An 18,899-nucleotide genomic window follows, 5' to 3' on the forward strand; every position below is an offset into this window, starting at 1 on the left:
TTGAACGGGAATAGATCAGGAACCGCTTACAAGATAATGTTTCTACCCCGTTGATCGTTGCAATTAATGGAGCCTCTTAGTTGATTATTGGGGCTCGGCAATAGCTTAGCAAGATGTAAACTGTAATTTGTAGTCGAAATTTTTGTTACAGCCTTTGCGGGAGGTCATGCTGTGTTTGATGGTTTGGCCAAAGAAAAAGGGGCAAACTTTCGTTCACCCCTTGCTGGCTAAAACCATTTGCGGATCGCCCGCCACGGGTTCTTTCATCCGGGTTCTAGCACCGGATTGATGTCGGCCATTTCAAGTGTTTTGGCGTCGGCAACCGTGACAATGCCCTTGGCATCGACAGAAACGCGCCCGTCAGCGATCCAGCGGATGACTTGCGGGTAAATCTTGTGTTCCTGTTTGAGGATACGCTGGGCCAGTTTGCCTGCATCATCGGTGGGAAGAACCGGGACGACGGCCTGTGCGATGATCGGGCCGCTATCGACTTCGGGCACGACGTAATGCACGGTGCATCCGGCAAATTTCACCCCGGCATCAAGGGCGGCCTGATGAACGCCAAGGCCCTTAAAGCTTGGCAGAAGGGATGGATGGATATTGATCAGCCGGTCTTTCCAGCGGGTGACGAAGCTGTCACTGACCAAGCGCAGATAGCCCGCCAAGACAACAAGATCGGCACCAGATTCTTCGATCAGGGTGCTGACCGCCGCATCGTAGGCTTCGCGACCGCCATCATATCCCTTATGCGAGATGGCCTCGGCCCGGATGCCCGCACGGCGGCCCCGGTCAAGCCCACCGGCATCAAGCTGGTTTGAAAAGACCAGCACGACTTCGGCGGGGTAATCGGGCGCATTGCAGGCATCAAGGATGGCTTGCAGGTTCGACCCGCCGCCTGAAATCAGAACGGCGAGCTTCAGCTTTTTGCCGTTGGTTACTTTTCCCATGAACGGGCCATGTTTTTGATCACGACCTGTGGACCATCACCGGCACGCGGGCCAATGAAACCGATCTGGCTGACAGTTTCGCCGTGCTCGCGCAGCAATGTTTCGGCTTCGTCGGCCTTATCGGCAGGGACCACGACGCACATGCCAATGCCGCAGTTAAAGGTGCGCGCCATTTCCATGGCCGGAATGCCGCCCTGTTCACCGAGCCATTTAAAGATCGGCAGATACTCCCACGTGCTGGCGTCAAAGACAGCCGTCAGGTTTTCGGGCAGAACGCGCGGAACGTTTTCGGTCAGGCCACCACCCGTGATGTGGGCAAGGGCCTTGATCAGACCGGCCTTGTGCGCGGCCAAGCAGCTTTTGACATAAATCTTGGTCGGTTCAAGAAGGGCTTCGCCAACGGTTTTGCCCGGTGCGAACGGGGCATCATCGGCGTAACCAAGGCCAGCCTTTTCAACAACCTTGCGAACCAGCGAATAGCCGTTGGAATGCACGCCACTTGAGGCCAGACCAAGGATAACGTCGCCTTCGGCAACGGTGCTGCCATCGAGAAGTTCGCCACGTTCGGCCGCCCCGACGGCAAAACCGGCAAGGTCGTATTCGCCGTCAGCATACATGCCCGGCATTTCAGCGGTTTCGCCGCCAATCAAGGCACAGCCCGCCTGTTTGCAGCCCTCGGCAATACCTGCGACAACATCCGCAGCATTATCGACGGATAGTTTGCCGGTTGCGAAGTAATCAAGGAACAAAAGCGGTTCGGCACCCTGCACGACAAGGTCATTGACACTCATGGCGACAAGGTCGATGCCGACGGTATCGTGTTTGTCGGCCAGAAAGGCGACTTTGAGTTTGGTGCCAACCCCGTCGGTGCAGGAGACCAGTACCGGATCGTTATAGCCCGCCGCCTTAAGGTCAAACAGCGCGCCAAATCCACCAAGGCCACCGGACACACCCGCACGCGAGGTTGCCTTTGCCAGTGGTTTGATACGATCGACAAGGGCATTCCCGGCATCAATATCGACACCGGAGTCCTTATAGGTAAGGCCATTGGAGGAGGTCATTTCAGGGATCCTTGGCAGCAAACATGCATGATAAACGGGCGGGCGACCCCGCGTTTTTCATCAGTACGTTCTGACTTCAGGCCCGATATTCAAGTGTCACTTGCGGTCCGGGTCGCAGTTTGCAACGCTGCTGTTTGACCAATCCGCCTTACTGACGCCTTTAACCAGATATAACTCAGTCCTACTGATAAAAAACGCGGGCTTGATAATTTCCGCTGGCCCGAAAATACTCAAACGCGGACAATATGCAATGATCACCTGCGCATGACAGAGTTTTCTTTGCAGAATGCGTTCAACATGCCACAAAGAGCGGCAATAAAGAATCACATACGACGAGATTAGGGCAAAGAGGCATAAGTGCTTACTTCATTGAAAAACATCAAGATGTTGGCTGGCGCTGCGACGGTTTCCATGATCCTGGCGTTCCCCGCAATGGCACAGGACATATTCACTGTCAGCGGCGTTCATGTCGATGAAAGTGCAGATACGGCCGCTGCCGCCCGTGAACAGGCGCTTGAAATCGGTCAGCGTCGTGCGTTCGAAGAAGTTGTGGCGCGCCTGACACTGCCCGAAGATCGTCAGGCCCTTTCGACACCCAATACGTCCGAGATCACCAATATGGTGCGTGACTTTGGTGTGTCGAACGAGAAAACATCCTCCGTGCGCTATATCGCGGATATGACCGTGCGGTTCAAGGATGACGAATTGCGCAACTATTTGCGTTTTCGCGATATTTCCTTTGCCGAACTGCAATCCAAGCCGGTGCTCATGGTGCCGGTTTATCGCACGCAAGGGTCCGTGACCCTGTGGGATGATCCCAATCCGTGGCGTGATGTCTGGTCACGCAATGTTGCCGCGTCCGGTTTGGTGCCGATCAAGGCACCGATTGGTGATTTGAGCGACATCGGGACGGTTTCGGCCGAGCAGGCGGAAAGTGGTGCTATGGAGCGGCTTTCGGAACTTGCCAAACGGTATGGGGCCAATGTTGCCGTTGTTGCCAGTGCCGATGTCAGTGGTCCGAGCGGCGGCGAAACGGTTGATGTGACCGTGACGCGCTATGACCCGAACGGTGCGCCGCAGGTTTTTGGTGTGCGTGAAGCCACCCAGAGCGGTGAGACGCTGGATCAAACTTTGGTACGTGCGGCCAAGTCGGTTGCCGATCAGCTTTCAGACAGCTGGAAACGCGCCAATCTGATTAATTTCAGCACCGGTGGCAGCCTGATGGTGTTTATCCCGATTACCGGTCTTCAGGACTGGGCGAAGATCGAAGACAAGATGGTTGGCTTGCCGGTCGTGCGCAGTGCGCGTGTTGTGGCGATGTCACGCCGTGAAGTTCAGCTTTCGCTTGATTTCGTCGGATCGACCGATCAGTTGCAAACCGCCCTTAATCAGCAAAATCTTAGCCTGACCCGTATGGGCGAGCTTTGGTTCATTCAGCCGGTTGGGACAGACCGGTTGGAAGGCCTGTCACTTGGCGGCTAATATCGGGGGAGTGGCAGGCCGAGGTTTGCCAACAATCCGATACATCGCGGTATCTCGACGATCACCGGTTTTGGGCGTCTGGAAAAACTAGGGGAAACCAGACATGACATTTCGGCAGCAAGCACGTTTCTGGCTGGTTTTCACCATCGGGTTCTTTTTCCTGGTGTGGTTGTTTTCAAGCATCCTGTTGCCGTTTGTTGCCGGGATGGCGATTGCCTATTTCCTTGATCCGCTGGCCGATAAGCTTGAGGCGCGCGGCATTAGCCGCACCGTGGCAACCAGCATTATTACAGCCCTTTTCTTCCTGGTTTTCCTGTTTGTCTTACTGTTGATTGTGCCGATGATCGGCAGCCAGTTGGCCGGGTTCCTTGAACGGTTGCCGGGCTATGTCGACACGTTGCAGACCAATGTCGGACCTTATCTTCAGCATATTCTCGACCGGGTGGCACCCGAAACGCTGCAAAGTGTTTCCGATGCGATCAAGGGGCAAACGGCCAACGCGCTTAAATGGGTTGGCAATGTTCTGACCAATGTTTTGTCGGGCGGGCTGGCGTTTTTGAACTTCCTCAGCCTGTTGTTCATTACCCCGGTTGTGTCGTTCTATCTTTTGCGCGACTGGGACAAGATCGTTGCCAAGATCGACAGTTATCTGCCGCGCCGTTCGGCCCGTGATATTCGCCAGTGCGCACGCGAAATTGACGATACCCTTGCCGGGTTTGTCCGCGGGCAGTCGACGGTGTGCATGTTGCTGGGGCTGTTTTACGGGCTTGGCCTGACACTGGCGGGTTTGGAATTTGGCTTTGTCATCGGGCTTATGACCGGGCTTGTCTCGTTCGTGCCGTATTTCGGAATGATTGCCGGATTTGCCGTTGGTTTCGGGGTGGCCTTGGCACAGTTCGGGGTCGGGCTTGACCTTGGGATTGTGGTCATTGTCTTTTTGATCGGGCAGTTGCTTGAGGGTAATTTCCTGACGCCAAAACTGGTGGGTGACAAGGTTGGGCTGCATGCGGTCTGGGTGATGTTTGCCCTGCTTGCCGGTGGTGCCGTGTTTGGATTGCTTGGCGTGATGCTGGCCGTGCCGGTGGCCGCCGTGATCGGGGTGCTTGTGCGCTACGGATTAAGACAGTATCTCGACAGTCGTTTATATGATCATGGTTCCCATCCCCAAGAGGGTGATGGGGTCGAGAGCACCGAGAATTGAGATCACAGTGACGCGGGCCAAAACGCCACCGGAAAAGGATATCAAGAACCAGAAGGCCAATCTGCCGGGCCAAACCGATGCCATTTCGGCCGAGGTCGCCCCGCAGCAATTGCCCTTGGCCCTAGAAATGCGTCCGGCGTTGGGACGCGATGATTTCATGGTGGCCCAAAGCAACAGCGAAGCGGTGGCGTGGATTGACCAGTGGCCAAACTGGCCTGTACCGGCCTTGTGCCTTTATGGGCCAAAGGGATGTGGCAAAAGCCATCTTGCCGAAGTGTGGCGGGCGAGGTCGGCTGCTTTGCGTGTCATGGCGCGTGATCTGGACGGGGTGCATCCCGATGATCTTTTGGGTGATGCCAAGGGATTGGTGATTGAGGATGCCGATAGCGGCCTTGACGAGACAGTCTGCTTTCACATTTACAATATGCTTAAAGAGCGCGGTGGGCATTTGCTGTTGACCGCAACCCAGCCACCGGCCCGCTGGAAAGTGGCGTTGCCTGATTTGAAATCGCGGTTGGGGGCGGCACTTGTGTGTGAAATTTCCCCGCCCGATGATGATTTGATGGTGGGGTTGTTGTTAAAGCTGTTTGCCGATCGGCAAATTCAGGCCGGGCCACAGACCATCAGTTATATCCTGCCCCGGATCGAGCGATCCTTTGTGGCGTTAAGCGAATTGGTGGCCGCAGTCGATCGGCGGGCATTGGCGGAAAAGCGTGCGGTGACCTTGCCGCTTGTGCGTAGTGTTATGGAAGAGCTTTAGATTACAACGGCTGTTAGTGGCGGGGACGATCCCCATATCATGCCGGACTGATGATGCCAGACGGGCTTGTAAATTTACGCGAAATTCATAGGTATCTTTTACGGTTGCAGGCTATATTCGCAGCAATATCAATTACCGGATAGCACGTGTGAGCCCACAGCAGACCAAAGCCAAACCGTCGTTAAAAATTCAAACCAATGCGCTGATTGACGGTGGTCACGTATTGGGGTGGCGCGAATGGATCGGACTTCCTGATCTGGGGGTGCCGTGGATCAAGGCCAAGGTCGATACCGGGGCAAGGACATCGTCGCTCCATGCGCTGTATCCGAAACTTATCACGCAAGACGGCAAGGATTTTGTCCGTTTTGTCCTGCCGCATTATCGTGGTGACGGGCATGGACGGATTGAATGTATCGCACCACTGGTTGAGCTTCGCGAGATTCGCAGTTCGAACGGAAATGCCGAAGAACGGTTTATTGTCTCAACCCATATCGCGGTTGGACATCACAAGCTCAGGGTTGAAGTATCCCTGGCAAACCGGTCAATCATGGGCTTTCCCATGCTTTTGGGGCGTACGGCAATGAAGGCGGGAAGATTTTTGGTTCTACCATCAAAATCTTATCTTGCAGGGAAGCCCGATCAGAGTTAGATGCGCAGAAGAACGATCATGTGCCGGAACAAAGTGTGGGCAGGGTCGTTTTTTCTTTCAGACAGTTTTATCGTTCCCGTAAACGAGATTTGATCGTTTGCGAGCCTTTTCATTCCGACCCTGGGAGCTCATTGCATGAAAATCGCGATGCTTGCGCGTAATCCAAATCTTTACTCCCACAAACGGTTGGTTGAGGCCGCCGAATCGCGGGGACATGAGATTGATATCATCAGTACGCTGCGTGTCACGATGAACATCACGTCGATGAAGCCGGAAATCTATTACGGTGGTCTCAAGCTGGTCGGATATGACGCGGTTATTCCGCGTATTGGTGTTTCGGTCACGTCATTTGGTCTGGCGGTGTTGCGCCAGTTCGAAATGATGGGGGTTTATCCGCTTAATGAATCGGTGGCGATCGGCCGTTCACGCGACAAGCTGCGGTGTTTGCAGATTTTGGCGCGGCGCGGTATCGGCCTGCCGGTGACGGCCTTTGCCCATGATCCAAAGAAAACCGACGAGGTTCTTTCGATTGTTGGCGGCGCGCCGGTGGTGATCAAGCTTCTTGAAGGCACGCAAGGCATTGGTGTGGTTCTGGGCGAAACCGAGAAATCGGCGAAATCCGTGATCGAGGCCTTCCGCGGGGCCAGTGTCGATATCATGGTTCAGGAATTCATCAAGGAAGCCGGCAACAGCGATATCCGCTGTTTCGTGGTCGGCGGCAAGGTCGTTGCCAGCATGGAACGCACCGGGGCGGCAGGTGATTTCCGGTCGAACATGCATCGCGGCGGGTCCTCGCGCGCGATCCGCATTACCCCGCAGGAACGCTCAACAGCAGTTGAAGCGGCCAAGGCAATGGGGCTAAATGTTTGTGGTGTCGATATTCTTCGGTCCAACCACGGGCCGGTGGTGATGGAAGTCAACTCGTCGCCGGGGCTTGAAGGCATCGAAGGGGCAACGGGCAAAGACATTGCCGGTATGATCATCGACTTCATGGAAAAAGATTTCCGTCCGGGCAAGGTACGGACCAAAGGCAAAGGATAAAAGCATGCATGAAACCGAAACAGCCGACGGAAAACGCAAGTCTTCCAAAACCCCTGATTTTGAAATTGGCGGGAAAAAGGTTGCTCCGGGGACACGCAAGATCGTTGATATTCCGATCTCGCTTTTATCCAATCACACGCCGGTTAATCTGACGGTCAATGTTGTGCATGGCAATCGACCGGGGCCTGTGCTGTTTGTCAGCGGGGCGGTGCATGGCGACGAGATCGTCGGGGTGGAAGTCATCCGGCGGGTTTTAAAATCGCCTGCGTTGCGCGGCATGCGTGGAACGCTTTTGGCCGTGCCCGTGGTCAATGCGTTCGGGTTTTTAAACCATACGCGTTATTTGCCTGACCGGCGCGACCTTAACCGCTGTTTTCCGGGACATGCGCGGGGATCGCTTGCGGCCCAGCTCGCGCATCTTTTCCTCAGTGAAATTGTTGAACGATCCGATTTTGGCATTGATCTTCATTCGGCGGCGGTTAACCGCGTTAACTTGCCCCAGATCCGGGTCAATGAAGACGACCCCGCCATCATGGAATATGCCGAGGCGTTTGGCGCGCCGATTATTCTGACCAGTCCGCTGCGTGAAGGGTCGCTGCGTCAGGCCGGGCGCGAATCGAATGTGCCGATCCTTCTTTTTGAAGCTGGCGAGGGGCTTCGGTTTGATGAAATGTCGATCCGGGCCGGTGTGTCGGGCGTTTTACGTGTGATGCGCAAACTTGGCATGACGTCACAACGCGCAGTGCGTGAACCACGTGCGCCAGCGTTTAAATCATCGAACAGCCATTGGCTGCGCGCGCCCGTTGGCGGGCTTTTGCGTACATTCAAACTGGCCGGTGAGTTTGTTCATGCGGGCGATGTGGTCGCCGCCGTCGCCGACCCGTTTGGCCAGACGGACGAAGAAGTCACATCGCGCGAAGACGGGCTTATTATCGGGCGAACCAACTTGCCTATTGTTAATCAGGGCGATGCGCTTTTCCATATTGCATCGATCAAGCGCCCGTCCGAATTGCAGGAACGCATGGACGCCATTGAAACCCACCTGCAGTCCGATCCGTTGTTGGATGAGGACGAGATTATCTAATCACTTACTTCTAATCACTTATTCTGATCACTTATTCTAATCTCTGGCGGTGTTTTTCGCCGTTTTGGTGGTTGTGCGTACCGTAGATCAGACCTGCGTTGCGGTACCGCATTGCCCACTGGCGATTTGTGGCGCGCAATGCTATAGAAAATCTTATGGAACCAATTACAACTACAGAAGAACTTCGCGTACTTTGCGAAAAGCTGCGGACGTTCGAATATGTCACGGTCGATACCGAATTTATGCGCGATTCGACCTATTGGCCGCAACTGTGTCTTGTGCAGCTTGCCAGTCCCGAACCGGGCGATAACGGTGCGGCGGTTGATCCGCTGGCCGAGGGGATCGACCTTGGCCCGTTGTTTGAGCTGATGCAGGATGAAAGCGTGATCAAGGTATTTCACGCTGCACGCCAGGACATCGAAATTTTTGTCCATCTGTCGGGCAAAGTCCCCCATCCGGTGTTTGATACCCAGGTGGCGGCGATGGTGCTGGGCTATGGCGATCAGGTTGGCTATGAAACGCTGGTCAATAAGGTCACGCGCAAAAGTGTCGATAAATCCATGCGGTTTACCGACTGGTCGCGCCGTCCGCTTTCAACCAAGCAAATCAGCTACGCGCTGTCGGATGTTACCCATTTGCGGGTGATCTTCGAAGAATTCCACGAACGGCTAGAAGCCAATGGACGTGCGATCTGGCTGCGTGAGGAAATGGACCGTCTGACCGATCCGTCGATTTATTCGATTGATCCGGCGGATGCATGGAAGCGGCTTAAAACCCGATCCAACAGTCCGAAATTCCTGGCGGTCGCCCGTGCGCTTGGCGAATGGCGCGAAACCGAAGCCCAGCGCAAAAATCAGCCACGCAATCGCATTTTGCGCGATGATACGTTGCTTGATATTGCCGCACGTCAGCCCATGACCGAAGGCGACCTTGATAAGACGCGCGGTGTGGGACGCAACTTTGGCAGTTCCAAACCCGGTCAGGCGATTATCGATGCCATCAAGGCCGCCCTTGATAGCCCGCAAGATCAGTGGCCCACCCCAAAGCAGCGGACCGAACTGCCTGCTGGTATTGGCCCGACGGTTGAGCTTTTGAAAGTCTTGCTGAAACTTTGTGCCGAGGAAAAGGGCGTTGCCCAGCGCCTTGTCGCATCAAGTGATGATTTGCAAAATATTGCCGCCGATGATGAGGCCGATGTTCCGGCCATGCGGGGTTGGCGCCGTGATTTGTATGGTCAATATGCCCTGCGGCTCAAACACGGGCAGCTTGGCCTTAAGCTTGAAAACGGTGAAGTGACGCTGGTTGAGCTGAGCTGACGCAACGGCTTTTACGCTTGGAGCGAGAACATGAAAAAGCGGGCCAATCGGCCCGTTTTTCGTTTTTGGATCAAGGACGATTTTTTTTCTATTTTAAGTAATTATTTCGCGTTAAAAATACATTCATAGTATTGGGTGGCAGAGAGTTTTTGACATGAAAATCATCAGAAGTTTTGGGGTTATAGGAATCTTGCTGCTTGGGGCCTGTTCAAGTTCAGGTTCTTCCGACTATCAGGCGCTGCTTACCAATCCGCCGCAAACCTATCAAACGCTTTCGGAGGCGGTTAAGAGTGAAGAGACGTTTTTCGTCGAGGTTGATGACTGGGAAACCTTTGGTGTCCGGATTACCGATCCAGCCATTCAGCAGGGCGATAGTCTGAACAATTTCAAGATTGGTCGCACGACACTGGAAGCCGATCACAAATATTGGATCAATGTCAGTAGCTTGTGCTACGAGTGCCTTGGTTTTCGTAAAAAGGTGATGCCGTTCAACGCATATCTTTTTGACCCCGATTATCAGCAGATTGAGACGATCAAAGGCGAAATCCAGGGCATGGGCGGCGGTGGCGGCGTGCATTTCGTTCCAACCAAGGCCGGTGATTACTATGTGCTGGTGGCGGCAGACAATTCCAGAATTGCAGAAAAGTTTGCCGGGCAGATTGATCTGACCACGTCTGGCGTTGAGGGCGTGAGCGCCATGAGCGGCGGTGGTCTGATAGGATATCCGGTCTATCCAAGCCCGGAAGGGAGTTTGATGTTGCATGTGTTGCCAGTCGAGGAAGAATAACCGGCGCGATGAAAACATGTTGCGATGAGCAATAAAAAGCGGGGCCGATTGGGCCCCGTTTTGTGATTCTGGACGTGGTTCTGTTGTCGCTCTGTGCGGCGGTTTAGGCGGGGAGGGCGGCGTCAAGCAGCCCGGTGGCAATTGTTTTCGCCACTCTGGCCGCTTCGGGCATCCCGCGGACATGTGCCGTGACGATGGCACCTTCCTTAAGCAGGGCGAGTTGTTCGGCCAATGTTTCAGGATCAGTCGCCCCCGCCTTGGTGCAAAGCTTGGCAAGATAGTCGACGATCTCTTGCTTGTGCTGTTTGGCGATACGATGGGCGGGGTGGTCGGGATCGGTAAACTCACCAGAAGCATTGATAAACGCGCAGCCAGAAAATCCCAAATCCTTGAATGCCTGCCCCCGAAACCATTTTTCCAGAGCGTCAAACAGCGACAGGAGCTGTGCGCGGGGATCGGGTGATGCTGTTTCCATCGCATTTGTCAGCCAGTCGCGAAATTGTTCATCGCGCCGGGTAAGGGCGGCCAAAATCAATTCGTCTTTCGAGCCGAAATGCTTATAGAGCGTCATTTTGGCGACGCCGGATTCAGACAGGATTTTGTCGATTCCAGTCGCATTAAAGCCCTGTTTGTAGAACAAACGCAGGGCTGTATCGACAAGTTCGTCGCGGCGCGATTTCAATTTTATATCTCCAGTAGTCAGACCGTTCTGTATATATATGTGCTATAGGGCGCAGAAAATCAACGGTTTTCCAGTGATGGAGTGACCGTTCAAAAATTAATTTGACAAATAGACAGATCGGTCTGTATATATGTTTCCATAGTTGAGAGCTTCTCTCCACACACAAAGGAAAATGACCATGACCCGTATTTCACTTCCTGCTTCTATCGATGCCGCACCGGAAGGTGCCCAGCCGCTTCTTGAAGCTGTTAAAAAGCAGATTGGATCTGTGCCGAACCTGTTTCGTCTGACGGCAAACAGCCCGGCCGGTCTTGAAGGCTATCTTGGTTTGAGTGGTGCGCTGGCAAAGGGCGCGCTTGATGCTCAGACGCGTGAGCGTATTGCCCTTGCGGTTGCCCAGATCAATGGCTGTGACTATTGCCTGTCGGCGCATACCTATATTGGTAAAAACCTTGCCAAGCTTGATGATGCCGAGATCGCGGCAAACCGGAATGGTCGTTCGACCGACGAAAAGGCGGATGCTGCTGTGCGTTTTGCCGTTGCGCTTGTACAGAACCGCGGACAGGTCGGAAAAGACGATGTCAAAGCGGTTAAGGCGGCGGGCTACGGCGATGCAGAGCTTGTCGAGATTGTTGCCCATGTCGCCCTGAGCACCCTGACCAACTACCTCAACGAAGCCTTTGATACGCCGATTGACTTCCCGGCGGTGCATGCCGCTGCTGCGTAGGGGTGACCCTGCGTTCGGGAATGCCCCGGTCGATGATTCCCCCAACCGCATTATTGCCCACAGTCGACCGGGGTATCTTTTTTCGCTTCAGCATCAAGGAAACCAAACAATGTCACGACCACCGTTGCCTCCATTCACCGAAGAAACGGCCAAGCAGAAGGTCCGTATGGCCGAAGATGGCTGGAACAGCCGCGATCCTGAAAAGGTTTCTTTGGCCTATACGCCCGACAGCAAGTGGCGCAACCGCGCAGAGATTTTTGAAGGGCGTGAGAATATTGTCTCCTTCCTGACCCGCAAGTGGCAGAAAGAAATCGAGTATCGCCTGATCAAGGAGCTTTGGGCATTTCATGAAAACCGCATCGCGGTGCGATTTGCCTATGAATACAGTGATGATAGCGGCAACTGGTTCCGGGCCTATGGCAATGAGAACTGGGAATTTGATGAGGACGGTCTGATGCGCCATCGCGTCGCATCGATCAATGACAAGCCGATCACCAACGCGGAACGCCTGTTCCACTGGCCGCTTGGCCGTCGCCCCGATGATCATTCGGGACTTTCCGAGCTTGGTTTGTAGTCGCCGAAGACCTCCCTCCGCCAGGTATTGATGCCCGACAAGCTAGCGGCGGATCTGTTTTTACACCGGCATGCACTACGGCGCGCCCCTGACGTTGCCGTGCCTGTCGCGCGCTAAGGATTTTGAACATGATTGTCAAATATGTTGTCTTTTCGATCACATCGACGACCGTGCTTTTTGTGTCGACCCTCCTGACCCTTACGCCCTGAGGTCAGTTTCGAATGCCTCCCTGAAAAACGCGAACGGGGCCGTAATGGCCCCGTTTTTGTTGTGCTATCACGAATTATTCCGCAATGGATCAGGCGGCCAAAGTCGTTTTCACGTAGGCTTCAACGGATTGTGCCGGACGTCCAAGCAGGCGTTCGATATCCTTGCTGACGGTTTCGTAATCGCCCTTTTTCGCACCGACATAAAGACCGGCCAAGGCTTCGACCAGATGATCGGGCAGGCCGAGGCTTGTGAGAATGCCACTGTGGATTTCTGCGGGCAGGTCGACGTGACTGACCGGTTTGCCGGTCGCCGCGGCGATGTAGCTTGCGATTTCGGCATGGGTGACGGCCTTGCCACCGGTCAGGTCATAGGTCGCATTGATGTGATTTTCCGGGATGGCAAGCACGACGGCGGCGGCTTCTGCCAGATCATTGCGCGGGATGTAGGTGATTTTTGCATCGCCCGCCGGGGCGCCAAAATCACCGGTTTCAAGTGCATGGGGAACACCGGCCATCAACAGATCGGCATAGAAGCTGTTGCGCAGCAGGGTGTAACGCAGCCCGCTTTGTTTGATGTAATTTTCGGTATCAAGGTGAATGGCCGAATAGGTGAAATCGGCATCGGCTTTGGGGTCGGTGATGCTGGTATAGACCAGATGTTTGACCCCGGCGGCCTTGGCGGCATCAACCGCAGTGCGGTGTTGGGCTATGCGCGTGGCATTGTCGGCTTCACCCGAAATGATCAGGGCGGTGTCAATATCCTTGAAGGCCGCGGTCATCAAAGCAAGATCATCAAAGTCGCCATGCCGGACGTCAATGCCCTTGGCCGCCAGATCATCGGCCTTGGATGGTGTGCGGACACTGACCGCGATGTTGCTTGCGGGGATGCGGTTAAGCAGGTGCGTGACAACGAGGCTGCCGAGTTGGCCGGTGGCGCCGGTAATCAATGTTTTCATTTTGTATTCTCCGATGGGTGGTGGTCAGGCTATCGCCTGTTCATGGGAGAAATCTGGACCGAATAACGCATATGATCAATTCGATGGATGTGATAATATATATGCATGAATATAGATGAATTGGACCTTGATTACCGGTTGCTGCGTTTGTTTCTGACGATCTATGACGAAGGATCGGTGACAGGGGCGGCAAACCGTCTTGGTGTTGGGCAACCGACGGTCAGTCACGGGCTGGACCGGCTGCGCCAGATTATTGGTGATCCGTTGTTTGTGCGGTCGGGGCGGAGCATTTCACCAACCGCCCATGCCGATGAAATGGCGGTGCGGGTTCGCGCCTTATTGCAAGACATGCGTAATCTGACGCGGGTGGGAGCATTTGATCCACAAAACCCGGATCATGGCGCACGGTTTGTTTTGGGCACCAATGATTACGAGGTGGCGGTTATCCTGCCGGCCTTAATAAAGCGCATTCGATCCTGTGCGGCGGACATAAGGCTTAAGGTTGTGCCGGTGACGGGTGGGGAGCAGGTCGTCGAACTACTGCGCGAGGGCAAGCTTGATCATGCGATTTGCCTTCAGCTTACGGGCAAGTTTGGCGATATCGCCCAGCAAGCCCTGCTGAGTGAGCATATGAGCTGTTTTTATGATGCGGCGTTTCATCCAGTACCGCCTGATACGGCTGATCGGTTTTGTGCCGCTTCCCACGCGCGCGTGATGCTGGGCAACAATGATACATCGGCGGTCGATGACGTGTTGCACGCCCAAGGCCGATCACGCCGCACGGTGTTGCAGGTGTCAAACTTTGCCAGTGTCGCCAGTTTGATGCGCGGCACAGATGTGATTGCGACCTTGCCGTCGCGTCTGGCCGGGGGCGTTATGCAGGGATTTGGCCAGTGCGATTTTCCGTTTGATTTCGCGGCCTATAAATTCAGCCAAATCTGGCACGTACGCAATGCCGAAAATGCCGCGCATAAATGGTTGCGCGGCGAGATTTTCAGAGCGACACGCAATTTGCCGTAGCAGGACTTGGGCGATGATCTGCTCTTTGACAGTGCAGTCCAGTCATCTTGGCAGTATCGATGGGGCGTCACGAACACTTAGTCGATGGTTACTTATCTTGAAATGCGTCAAGAAAATTTTGAACATTGCCGTAAAGCAAGGTTTCTTTTTCCTTTAAATCTTCGTCATTTAGCTCCCACCAACGAGTTTCCAGAAGTTTTTCGATTTTGTCATCGTCAAAACGCTTTCGGATCAATCGAGCGGGGTTTCCTCCTACAATAGCGTATGGTGGCACATCTTTTGTGACTATGGCGCCAGCAGCGACAACAGCACCTGTACCGATTTTTACGCCAGATAGAACGATGGCTCTCGCGCCAATCCACACATCGTGACCAAGACTGATTGAACCCTTGGTAATAGCGTCCTTGTTGCCCTTATCGGTATTCCACAACAGCGTTTTGAAGGGAAAGGTGCTTGGGAAATTCAGAGGATGATCCACTTTACACAAAAAAAGCACGTCAGGACCGATAGAGCAATAAGACCCAACGTTGAGCTGGGCGTCTATAGATGCCCCAGCGACCATATTCTTTTTCAGTCCGTATGAATGTCGACCGACCGATACATGATCCGGGAGTTTTGACGATTTAGGCGAAACGCCGAAAATCTTTCGCAAACGATCTTTAAATTTCATGGGCTTGCCACCAATCAACGCAGGTTTTTAGTGCAGCTTTCAGATCATACTTTGGACGAAAACCAATTTTTTGTTCAAGGAGGGTTATGTCGGCGACGAGAAAAGGCGGGTCATCCGGGCGGTCGGGCATACTGCCCGGAGCGAGCGTCCCTTGGCCAATAATTGCTCTGAGCAAATTTGCTACTGACAGTAGGCTATGACCTTCGCCACTGGCGATATTGACAATTCCTTTGAAATCGTTGTGTTCAAAGACTTGTGCAAATGCTTCACCAGCATCCGCGACATGCATGAAATCACGGACTTGGTTTCCCGAACTCATCTTTGCTGATTGATCATCAAGGAGGGCATTGGTGATCGCAGGCACAAAACGACCGGGGTTCTCATGCGGGCCACACAACAGGAACAGTCGGCCCCACGCGATAGAGGCCCCTTGTGTGTTCAGGTCGAGACAGTGATGGGCAAGACGGAGCTTTTCTTGCCCATATAATGTAGCGGGCAGGCAATTAGCACTTTCACCGAGCTTTTCGGTGCCGTTTTGCCAATCGTATTCGGCGCAGCTGCCCGCGATCGTAGCTCTTTTGCCGCCGTGATCATGAAAGCGGTTTAACAAGTCGATGCTTGCATCCCGCCAGTCCGGATTGTCTTTCGCATTCCAGAAATGGCCGTGCGTGGTTTGCCATGCCAGATGAAGAAGGCCATCGGGTTGTTCTGTGCGAATAACTGTCTTGCGGAATTCTGCGTCAAGAAGATCACCGACGATGTGGTGACTGGCTTTTGCATTTATTTCTGAACGGCTACAGGTGATCACATCATGACCGGCGGAGATCAAGGCCGCGCAGGCATGCGGTCCAATGAGGCCGCTGGCGCCGGTGACAAGAACCTTCATTTTTGAGGCTCGTAGTCGGGATAATTTGCATCGCGATTATTGATGATCGTCGGATTTTCCGGCCACGTGATCGCAAATGCCGGATCATTCCATCGAACGCCTGCAGCAAGTTCGGGAACGAATGGTGCACCCATGAGATACAGCACCTCGGTATCTGGTTCCAGTGTCAGGAAACCATGTGCGCAGCCCTGGGGAATGATGAATGATTTGCGGTTGGTCGCAGACAGTTCTTCTGCCGTCCATTTGCAGTATGTAGGCGAGTCTTTACGCAGATCGATCACAATATCGATAATCCGGCCGGCAATGCAGCGAACGATTTTGGGATCGCCTACGGGGGATTTTTGATAATGCATGCCGCGCAATGTTCCTGCCTTGTAGTTAAAGGACAGGTTGGCCTGCTTTATTTCGAAATCATGGCCGTTTTGGGATAATTCTTCTGCGCAAAACGTACGTGCAAAGAACCCCCGATCATCCTCGTGTTTTTCGAGATTGATCAGTTCGACACCAGGGATTTCTGTCTTGGTGATCTTCATCCCACAACTTCTACTTCTGGAACCGCCACAAGAAACTGTCCGCCCCAGTCCTTAACATAGGATACGTCTTTCATGATTTCGTTCTGAAGGTTCCATGGCAGGATCAGAACGTAATCTGGTTTGGACTCTTTAAGTTTGTCCGGGGCATGGACAGGAATATGGCTTCCCGGCAAAAGGGTGTTCTGTTTGTGGGGATTCGCATCGACAACGAAATCGATTAGGCTGTTATCAATGGCGCAGTAATTCAAAAGTGTGTTGCCCTTTGCCGCCGCACCGTATGCCGCAACGGTTTTCCCCGCAGTTTTTGCTTTTTGAAGGACGTCCAGAAGGTTTCTACGGATCGCGCGCACCTTGGTGTCAAAGCCGTCGTAGCACGCAAGCGTGGCAATGCCGGCCTTGGTTTCTTTCGCGCGAAGGTCTTGCAAGTTCTGAGTTTCAGAACGTTTGCCCGCTGCCTTTTGCGCCCAAACACGCAGGCTACCGCCATGTGTCGGCAGTTCTTCAACATCAAAGACCTTAAGGCCGTTCGCCTCGAAACATTTTTCAACAGCATACAGCGAAAGATATGAGAAATGCTCGTGATAGATCGTATCAAACTGCGTTTTCTCAAGCAGGTTCAAAAGGTGTGGGAATTCAAAGGTCGCAACACCGTCATCCTTGAGAACGGTTGCAAAACCCGACACGAAATCGTTGATGTCAGGGACATGCGCGAGAACGTTGTTGGCGGCTGTCAGGTCAGCATGGCCGTATTCTGCGACAACCCTTTGCGCAGTTTCCTTGCCAAAGAACGCAACAAGGCTGCGCACGCCTTTCTTTTCGGCTTCTTGCGCGACGTTTGCAGCAGGCTCGATGCCAAGAACACGTACTGACTTCTCTACAAAATGCTGAAGCAAGTATCCGTCATTTGAGGCGACCTCGACGACAAAAGACTGGTCATGCAGTTCCAGTCTTTTAACGGCTGTGACGCAGTAGTTCCGCGCGTGTTCTACCCAACTGCTCGAATAGCTTGAGAAGTAAGCATAGTGACTGAAAATTTCTGACGGCGGAACCACGTCGTCAACTTGAACCAGAAAGCACGTGTCGCAAACACGAGCGTGCAACGGATATCGTGGGTCTTCTGTGTCTGCGCGGTCATGGGAAACATATGAGTTGGCAAGAGGGCTCAGCCCAAGATCGACGAGGGTATGCTTAAGGTCAGTTCCGCATGCGCGGCAAGTTGGCGTTGTCATTTTATATCCATCATCGATTCAAACGAGGTGACTTGTGCCTCGGTTATTTCGCGCATATTCCGCCCGTCTACGTGTGCTTTATGCCAGTCAACAATCCATTGGACGCATGAGGGCAAATCAAGGCGTGGTTGCCAAGACAATGTCGACGCTGCCAGGCTTGAGTCCAATGCAAGGGTAAGCGCCTCCTTGCGGGCATTTGTCGTATCCTGCTGCGCAGTTCCCATGCGGCTGCCCCATGCAGTGAGTAGCAAACGTGTCACATGCTCAACTGTATGCGAGCCGTTCGGGCCGAAATTCAATGCGGGCAGAGATGTTTTGCCTTCGACAGCAGCCTGCAAATACATTAAATAGCCTGAAACAGGTTCAATTACATGCTGCCAAGGGCGGGTTGTCGCGGGGTTTCTGAGTTCAACGGCCTGATCATTTATGGCGGCCGCGATGATATCGGTCATTAACCGATCTTCAGACCAGTCTCCGCCGCCGACGACGTTGCCTGCACGTGCCGTAACCACAGGAATATGTCGTTCACGGAAATAGCTTTGCGCAAAGCTGCGCGCGACAATTTCCTGGCACCCTTTCGACGCGCTGTAGGGATCACGTCCGCCAAGTGGGTCGTTCTCGCGGAAAATGATCTCGCCGTTGGCCTGATCATAACTGTCGTTGTCATAGGCCTTGTCGCTTGTAACAACCAAAACGCCTGCCAGTTTTTTACAGTCACGTAAAGCGTCGAGCAAGTGTGCCGTTCCCATGATATTGGTCGCCATGGTCTCGACCGGCTCGCGGTAGGCGCGGCGTACGAGTGGCTGTGCTGCCATATGCAGAACAAGTTCCGGTTCAACTTTGTCGACCATCTTTTTGACAGCGGCGTGGTCTCGAAGATCGGCAATCGTCTCTGAGGCATATGATAGGTCAAGCAAATCGTGAAGATTTGGGGTTGTTTCGGGAGCAAGCGCAAAGCCGTGAACCTCGGCCCCCATCTGCATCAGCCACGTTGCGGCCCAACTGCCCTTAAAACCAGTATGGCCGGTCAGCAAAACACGTTTTCCGGACCAAAACTGACGAAGGTTTTTACTTGGCAGCATCTT

20 protein-coding genes are annotated in these 18,899 nt (G+C 53.7%); 11 read left to right on the top strand and 9 right to left on the bottom strand.

Features of this window, described 5'->3' with window-relative positions; translation table 11 throughout:
* Positions 1-263: 263 nt before the first annotated feature.
* A complete protein-coding gene (gene purN, locus COO92_RS15350; RefSeq protein ID WP_101303504.1) occupies positions 264-947 on the bottom strand; it encodes a phosphoribosylglycinamide formyltransferase in 684 nt (227 codons plus the stop codon).
* Positions 935-2,008 (bottom strand): phosphoribosylformylglycinamidine cyclo-ligase, encoded by a 1,074-nt coding sequence (gene purM / locus COO92_RS15355; RefSeq protein ID WP_101303506.1) that lies wholly within the window; start codon positions 2,006-2,008, stop codon positions 935-937. The genes purN and purM overlap by 13 nt, the downstream gene beginning before the upstream one ends.
* Before the next feature lie 357 nt (positions 2,009-2,365).
* Between purM and COO92_RS15360 the strand changes: the two genes are divergently transcribed.
* The 8 genes from COO92_RS15360 (at position 2,366) to COO92_RS15395 (ending at position 10,328) form a co-directional block, all read left to right on the top strand.
* Positions 2,366-3,490, top strand: a complete 1,125-nt coding sequence (locus COO92_RS15360; protein WP_240626461.1) for a DUF2066 domain-containing protein — start codon at positions 2,366-2,368, stop codon at positions 3,488-3,490.
* 103 nt (positions 3,491-3,593) lie between these two features.
* A complete protein-coding gene (locus tag COO92_RS15365; protein WP_101303508.1) occupies positions 3,594-4,691 on the top strand; it encodes an AI-2E family transporter in 1,098 nt (365 codons plus the stop codon).
* A gap of 7 nt (positions 4,692-4,698) precedes the next feature.
* On the top strand, positions 4,699-5,451 hold the full coding sequence (locus COO92_RS15370; protein WP_022734245.1) for an HdaA/DnaA family protein: 753 nt from the start codon (positions 4,699-4,701) through the stop codon (positions 5,449-5,451).
* A 148-nt stretch (positions 5,452-5,599) separates the two neighbouring features.
* A complete protein-coding gene (locus COO92_RS15375; protein ID WP_101303512.1) occupies positions 5,600-6,100 on the top strand; it encodes an ATP-dependent zinc protease family protein in 501 nt (166 codons plus the stop codon).
* Between the two features lie 135 nt (positions 6,101-6,235).
* Positions 6,236-7,141: a 30S ribosomal protein S6--L-glutamate ligase gene (gene rimK, locus COO92_RS15380; protein ID WP_101303514.1), complete on the top strand. Its 906-nt coding sequence runs from the start codon at positions 6,236-6,238 to the stop codon at positions 7,139-7,141.
* Between the two features lie 4 nt (positions 7,142-7,145).
* Entirely contained in the window at positions 7,146-8,225 is a 1,080-nt protein-coding gene (locus COO92_RS15385) for a succinylglutamate desuccinylase/aspartoacylase family protein (RefSeq protein ID WP_101303516.1), read from the top strand.
* 155 nt (positions 8,226-8,380) lie between these two features.
* The gene (gene rnd / locus COO92_RS15390; protein ID WP_101303518.1) at positions 8,381-9,541 is read left to right on the top strand and encodes a ribonuclease D; all 1,161 of its coding nucleotides are present in this window, start codon (positions 8,381-8,383) and stop codon (positions 9,539-9,541) included.
* Between the two features lie 154 nt (positions 9,542-9,695).
* Positions 9,696-10,328, top strand: coding sequence for a lipocalin/fatty acid-binding family protein (locus tag COO92_RS15395; RefSeq protein ID WP_101303520.1), 633 nt, complete (start codon positions 9,696-9,698; stop codon positions 10,326-10,328).
* A 103-nt stretch (positions 10,329-10,431) separates the two neighbouring features.
* Here the strand turns inward: COO92_RS15395 and COO92_RS15400 are convergent, their stop codons facing one another.
* Complete coding sequence (locus tag COO92_RS15400; protein ID WP_101303522.1) at positions 10,432-11,010, bottom strand: TetR/AcrR family transcriptional regulator; 579 nt, start codon at positions 11,008-11,010, stop codon at positions 10,432-10,434.
* A gap of 178 nt (positions 11,011-11,188) precedes the next feature.
* On the opposite strand from COO92_RS15400, the gene COO92_RS15405 reads away from it, so the two are divergent.
* Positions 11,189-11,737, top strand: a complete 549-nt coding sequence (locus COO92_RS15405; RefSeq protein WP_101303524.1) for a carboxymuconolactone decarboxylase family protein — start codon at positions 11,189-11,191, stop codon at positions 11,735-11,737.
* A 109-nt stretch (positions 11,738-11,846) separates the two neighbouring features.
* Positions 11,847-12,311 carry a nuclear transport factor 2 family protein gene (locus COO92_RS15410; protein ID WP_101303981.1) on the top strand — a complete coding sequence of 155 codons (465 nt, stop codon included), beginning with the start codon at positions 11,847-11,849 and terminating at the stop codon, positions 12,309-12,311.
* Between the two features lie 298 nt (positions 12,312-12,609).
* Here the strand turns inward: COO92_RS15410 and COO92_RS15415 are convergent, their stop codons facing one another.
* A complete protein-coding gene (locus tag COO92_RS15415) occupies positions 12,610-13,476 on the bottom strand; it encodes an SDR family oxidoreductase (RefSeq protein WP_101303526.1) in 867 nt (288 codons plus the stop codon).
* A 105-nt stretch (positions 13,477-13,581) separates the two neighbouring features.
* Between COO92_RS15415 and COO92_RS15420 the strand changes: the two genes are divergently transcribed.
* Positions 13,582-14,496: a LysR family transcriptional regulator gene (locus COO92_RS15420; RefSeq protein ID WP_101303528.1), complete on the top strand. Its 915-nt coding sequence runs from the start codon at positions 13,582-13,584 to the stop codon at positions 14,494-14,496.
* Positions 14,497-14,584: 88 nt separating this feature from the next.
* Here the strand turns inward: COO92_RS15420 and COO92_RS22410 are convergent, their stop codons facing one another.
* The 5 genes from COO92_RS22410 to rfbG are packed head-to-tail and all read right to left on the bottom strand — an operon-like array spanning position 14,585 to position 18,896.
* Positions 14,585-15,166, bottom strand: a complete 582-nt coding sequence (locus COO92_RS22410; RefSeq protein WP_101303530.1) for a CatB-related O-acetyltransferase — start codon at positions 15,164-15,166, stop codon at positions 14,585-14,587.
* Positions 15,156-16,052 (bottom strand): NAD-dependent epimerase/dehydratase family protein, encoded by an 897-nt coding sequence (locus COO92_RS15430; protein WP_101303532.1) that lies wholly within the window; start codon positions 16,050-16,052, stop codon positions 15,156-15,158. The genes COO92_RS22410 and COO92_RS15430 overlap by 11 nt, the downstream gene beginning before the upstream one ends.
* Positions 16,049-16,585 (bottom strand): dTDP-4-dehydrorhamnose 3,5-epimerase, encoded by a 537-nt coding sequence (gene rfbC / locus COO92_RS15435; protein WP_101303534.1) that lies wholly within the window; start codon positions 16,583-16,585, stop codon positions 16,049-16,051. The genes COO92_RS15430 and rfbC overlap by 4 nt, the downstream gene beginning before the upstream one ends.
* Positions 16,582-17,814 carry a class I SAM-dependent methyltransferase gene (locus tag COO92_RS15440; RefSeq protein ID WP_101303536.1) on the bottom strand — a complete coding sequence of 411 codons (1,233 nt, stop codon included), beginning with the start codon at positions 17,812-17,814 and terminating at the stop codon, positions 16,582-16,584. Before COO92_RS15440 ends, rfbC begins: the two co-directional genes overlap by 4 nt.
* The gene (gene rfbG / locus COO92_RS15445; protein ID WP_101303538.1) at positions 17,811-18,896 is read right to left on the bottom strand and encodes a CDP-glucose 4,6-dehydratase; all 1,086 of its coding nucleotides are present in this window, start codon (positions 18,894-18,896) and stop codon (positions 17,811-17,813) included. Before rfbG ends, COO92_RS15440 begins: the two co-directional genes overlap by 4 nt.
* Between the last annotated feature and the right edge of the window lie 3 nt (positions 18,897-18,899).

Source organism: Thalassospira lohafexi (assembly GCF_002844275.1).
Taxonomy (GTDB): Bacteria; Pseudomonadota; Alphaproteobacteria; order Rhodospirillales; family Thalassospiraceae; genus Thalassospira; species Thalassospira lohafexi.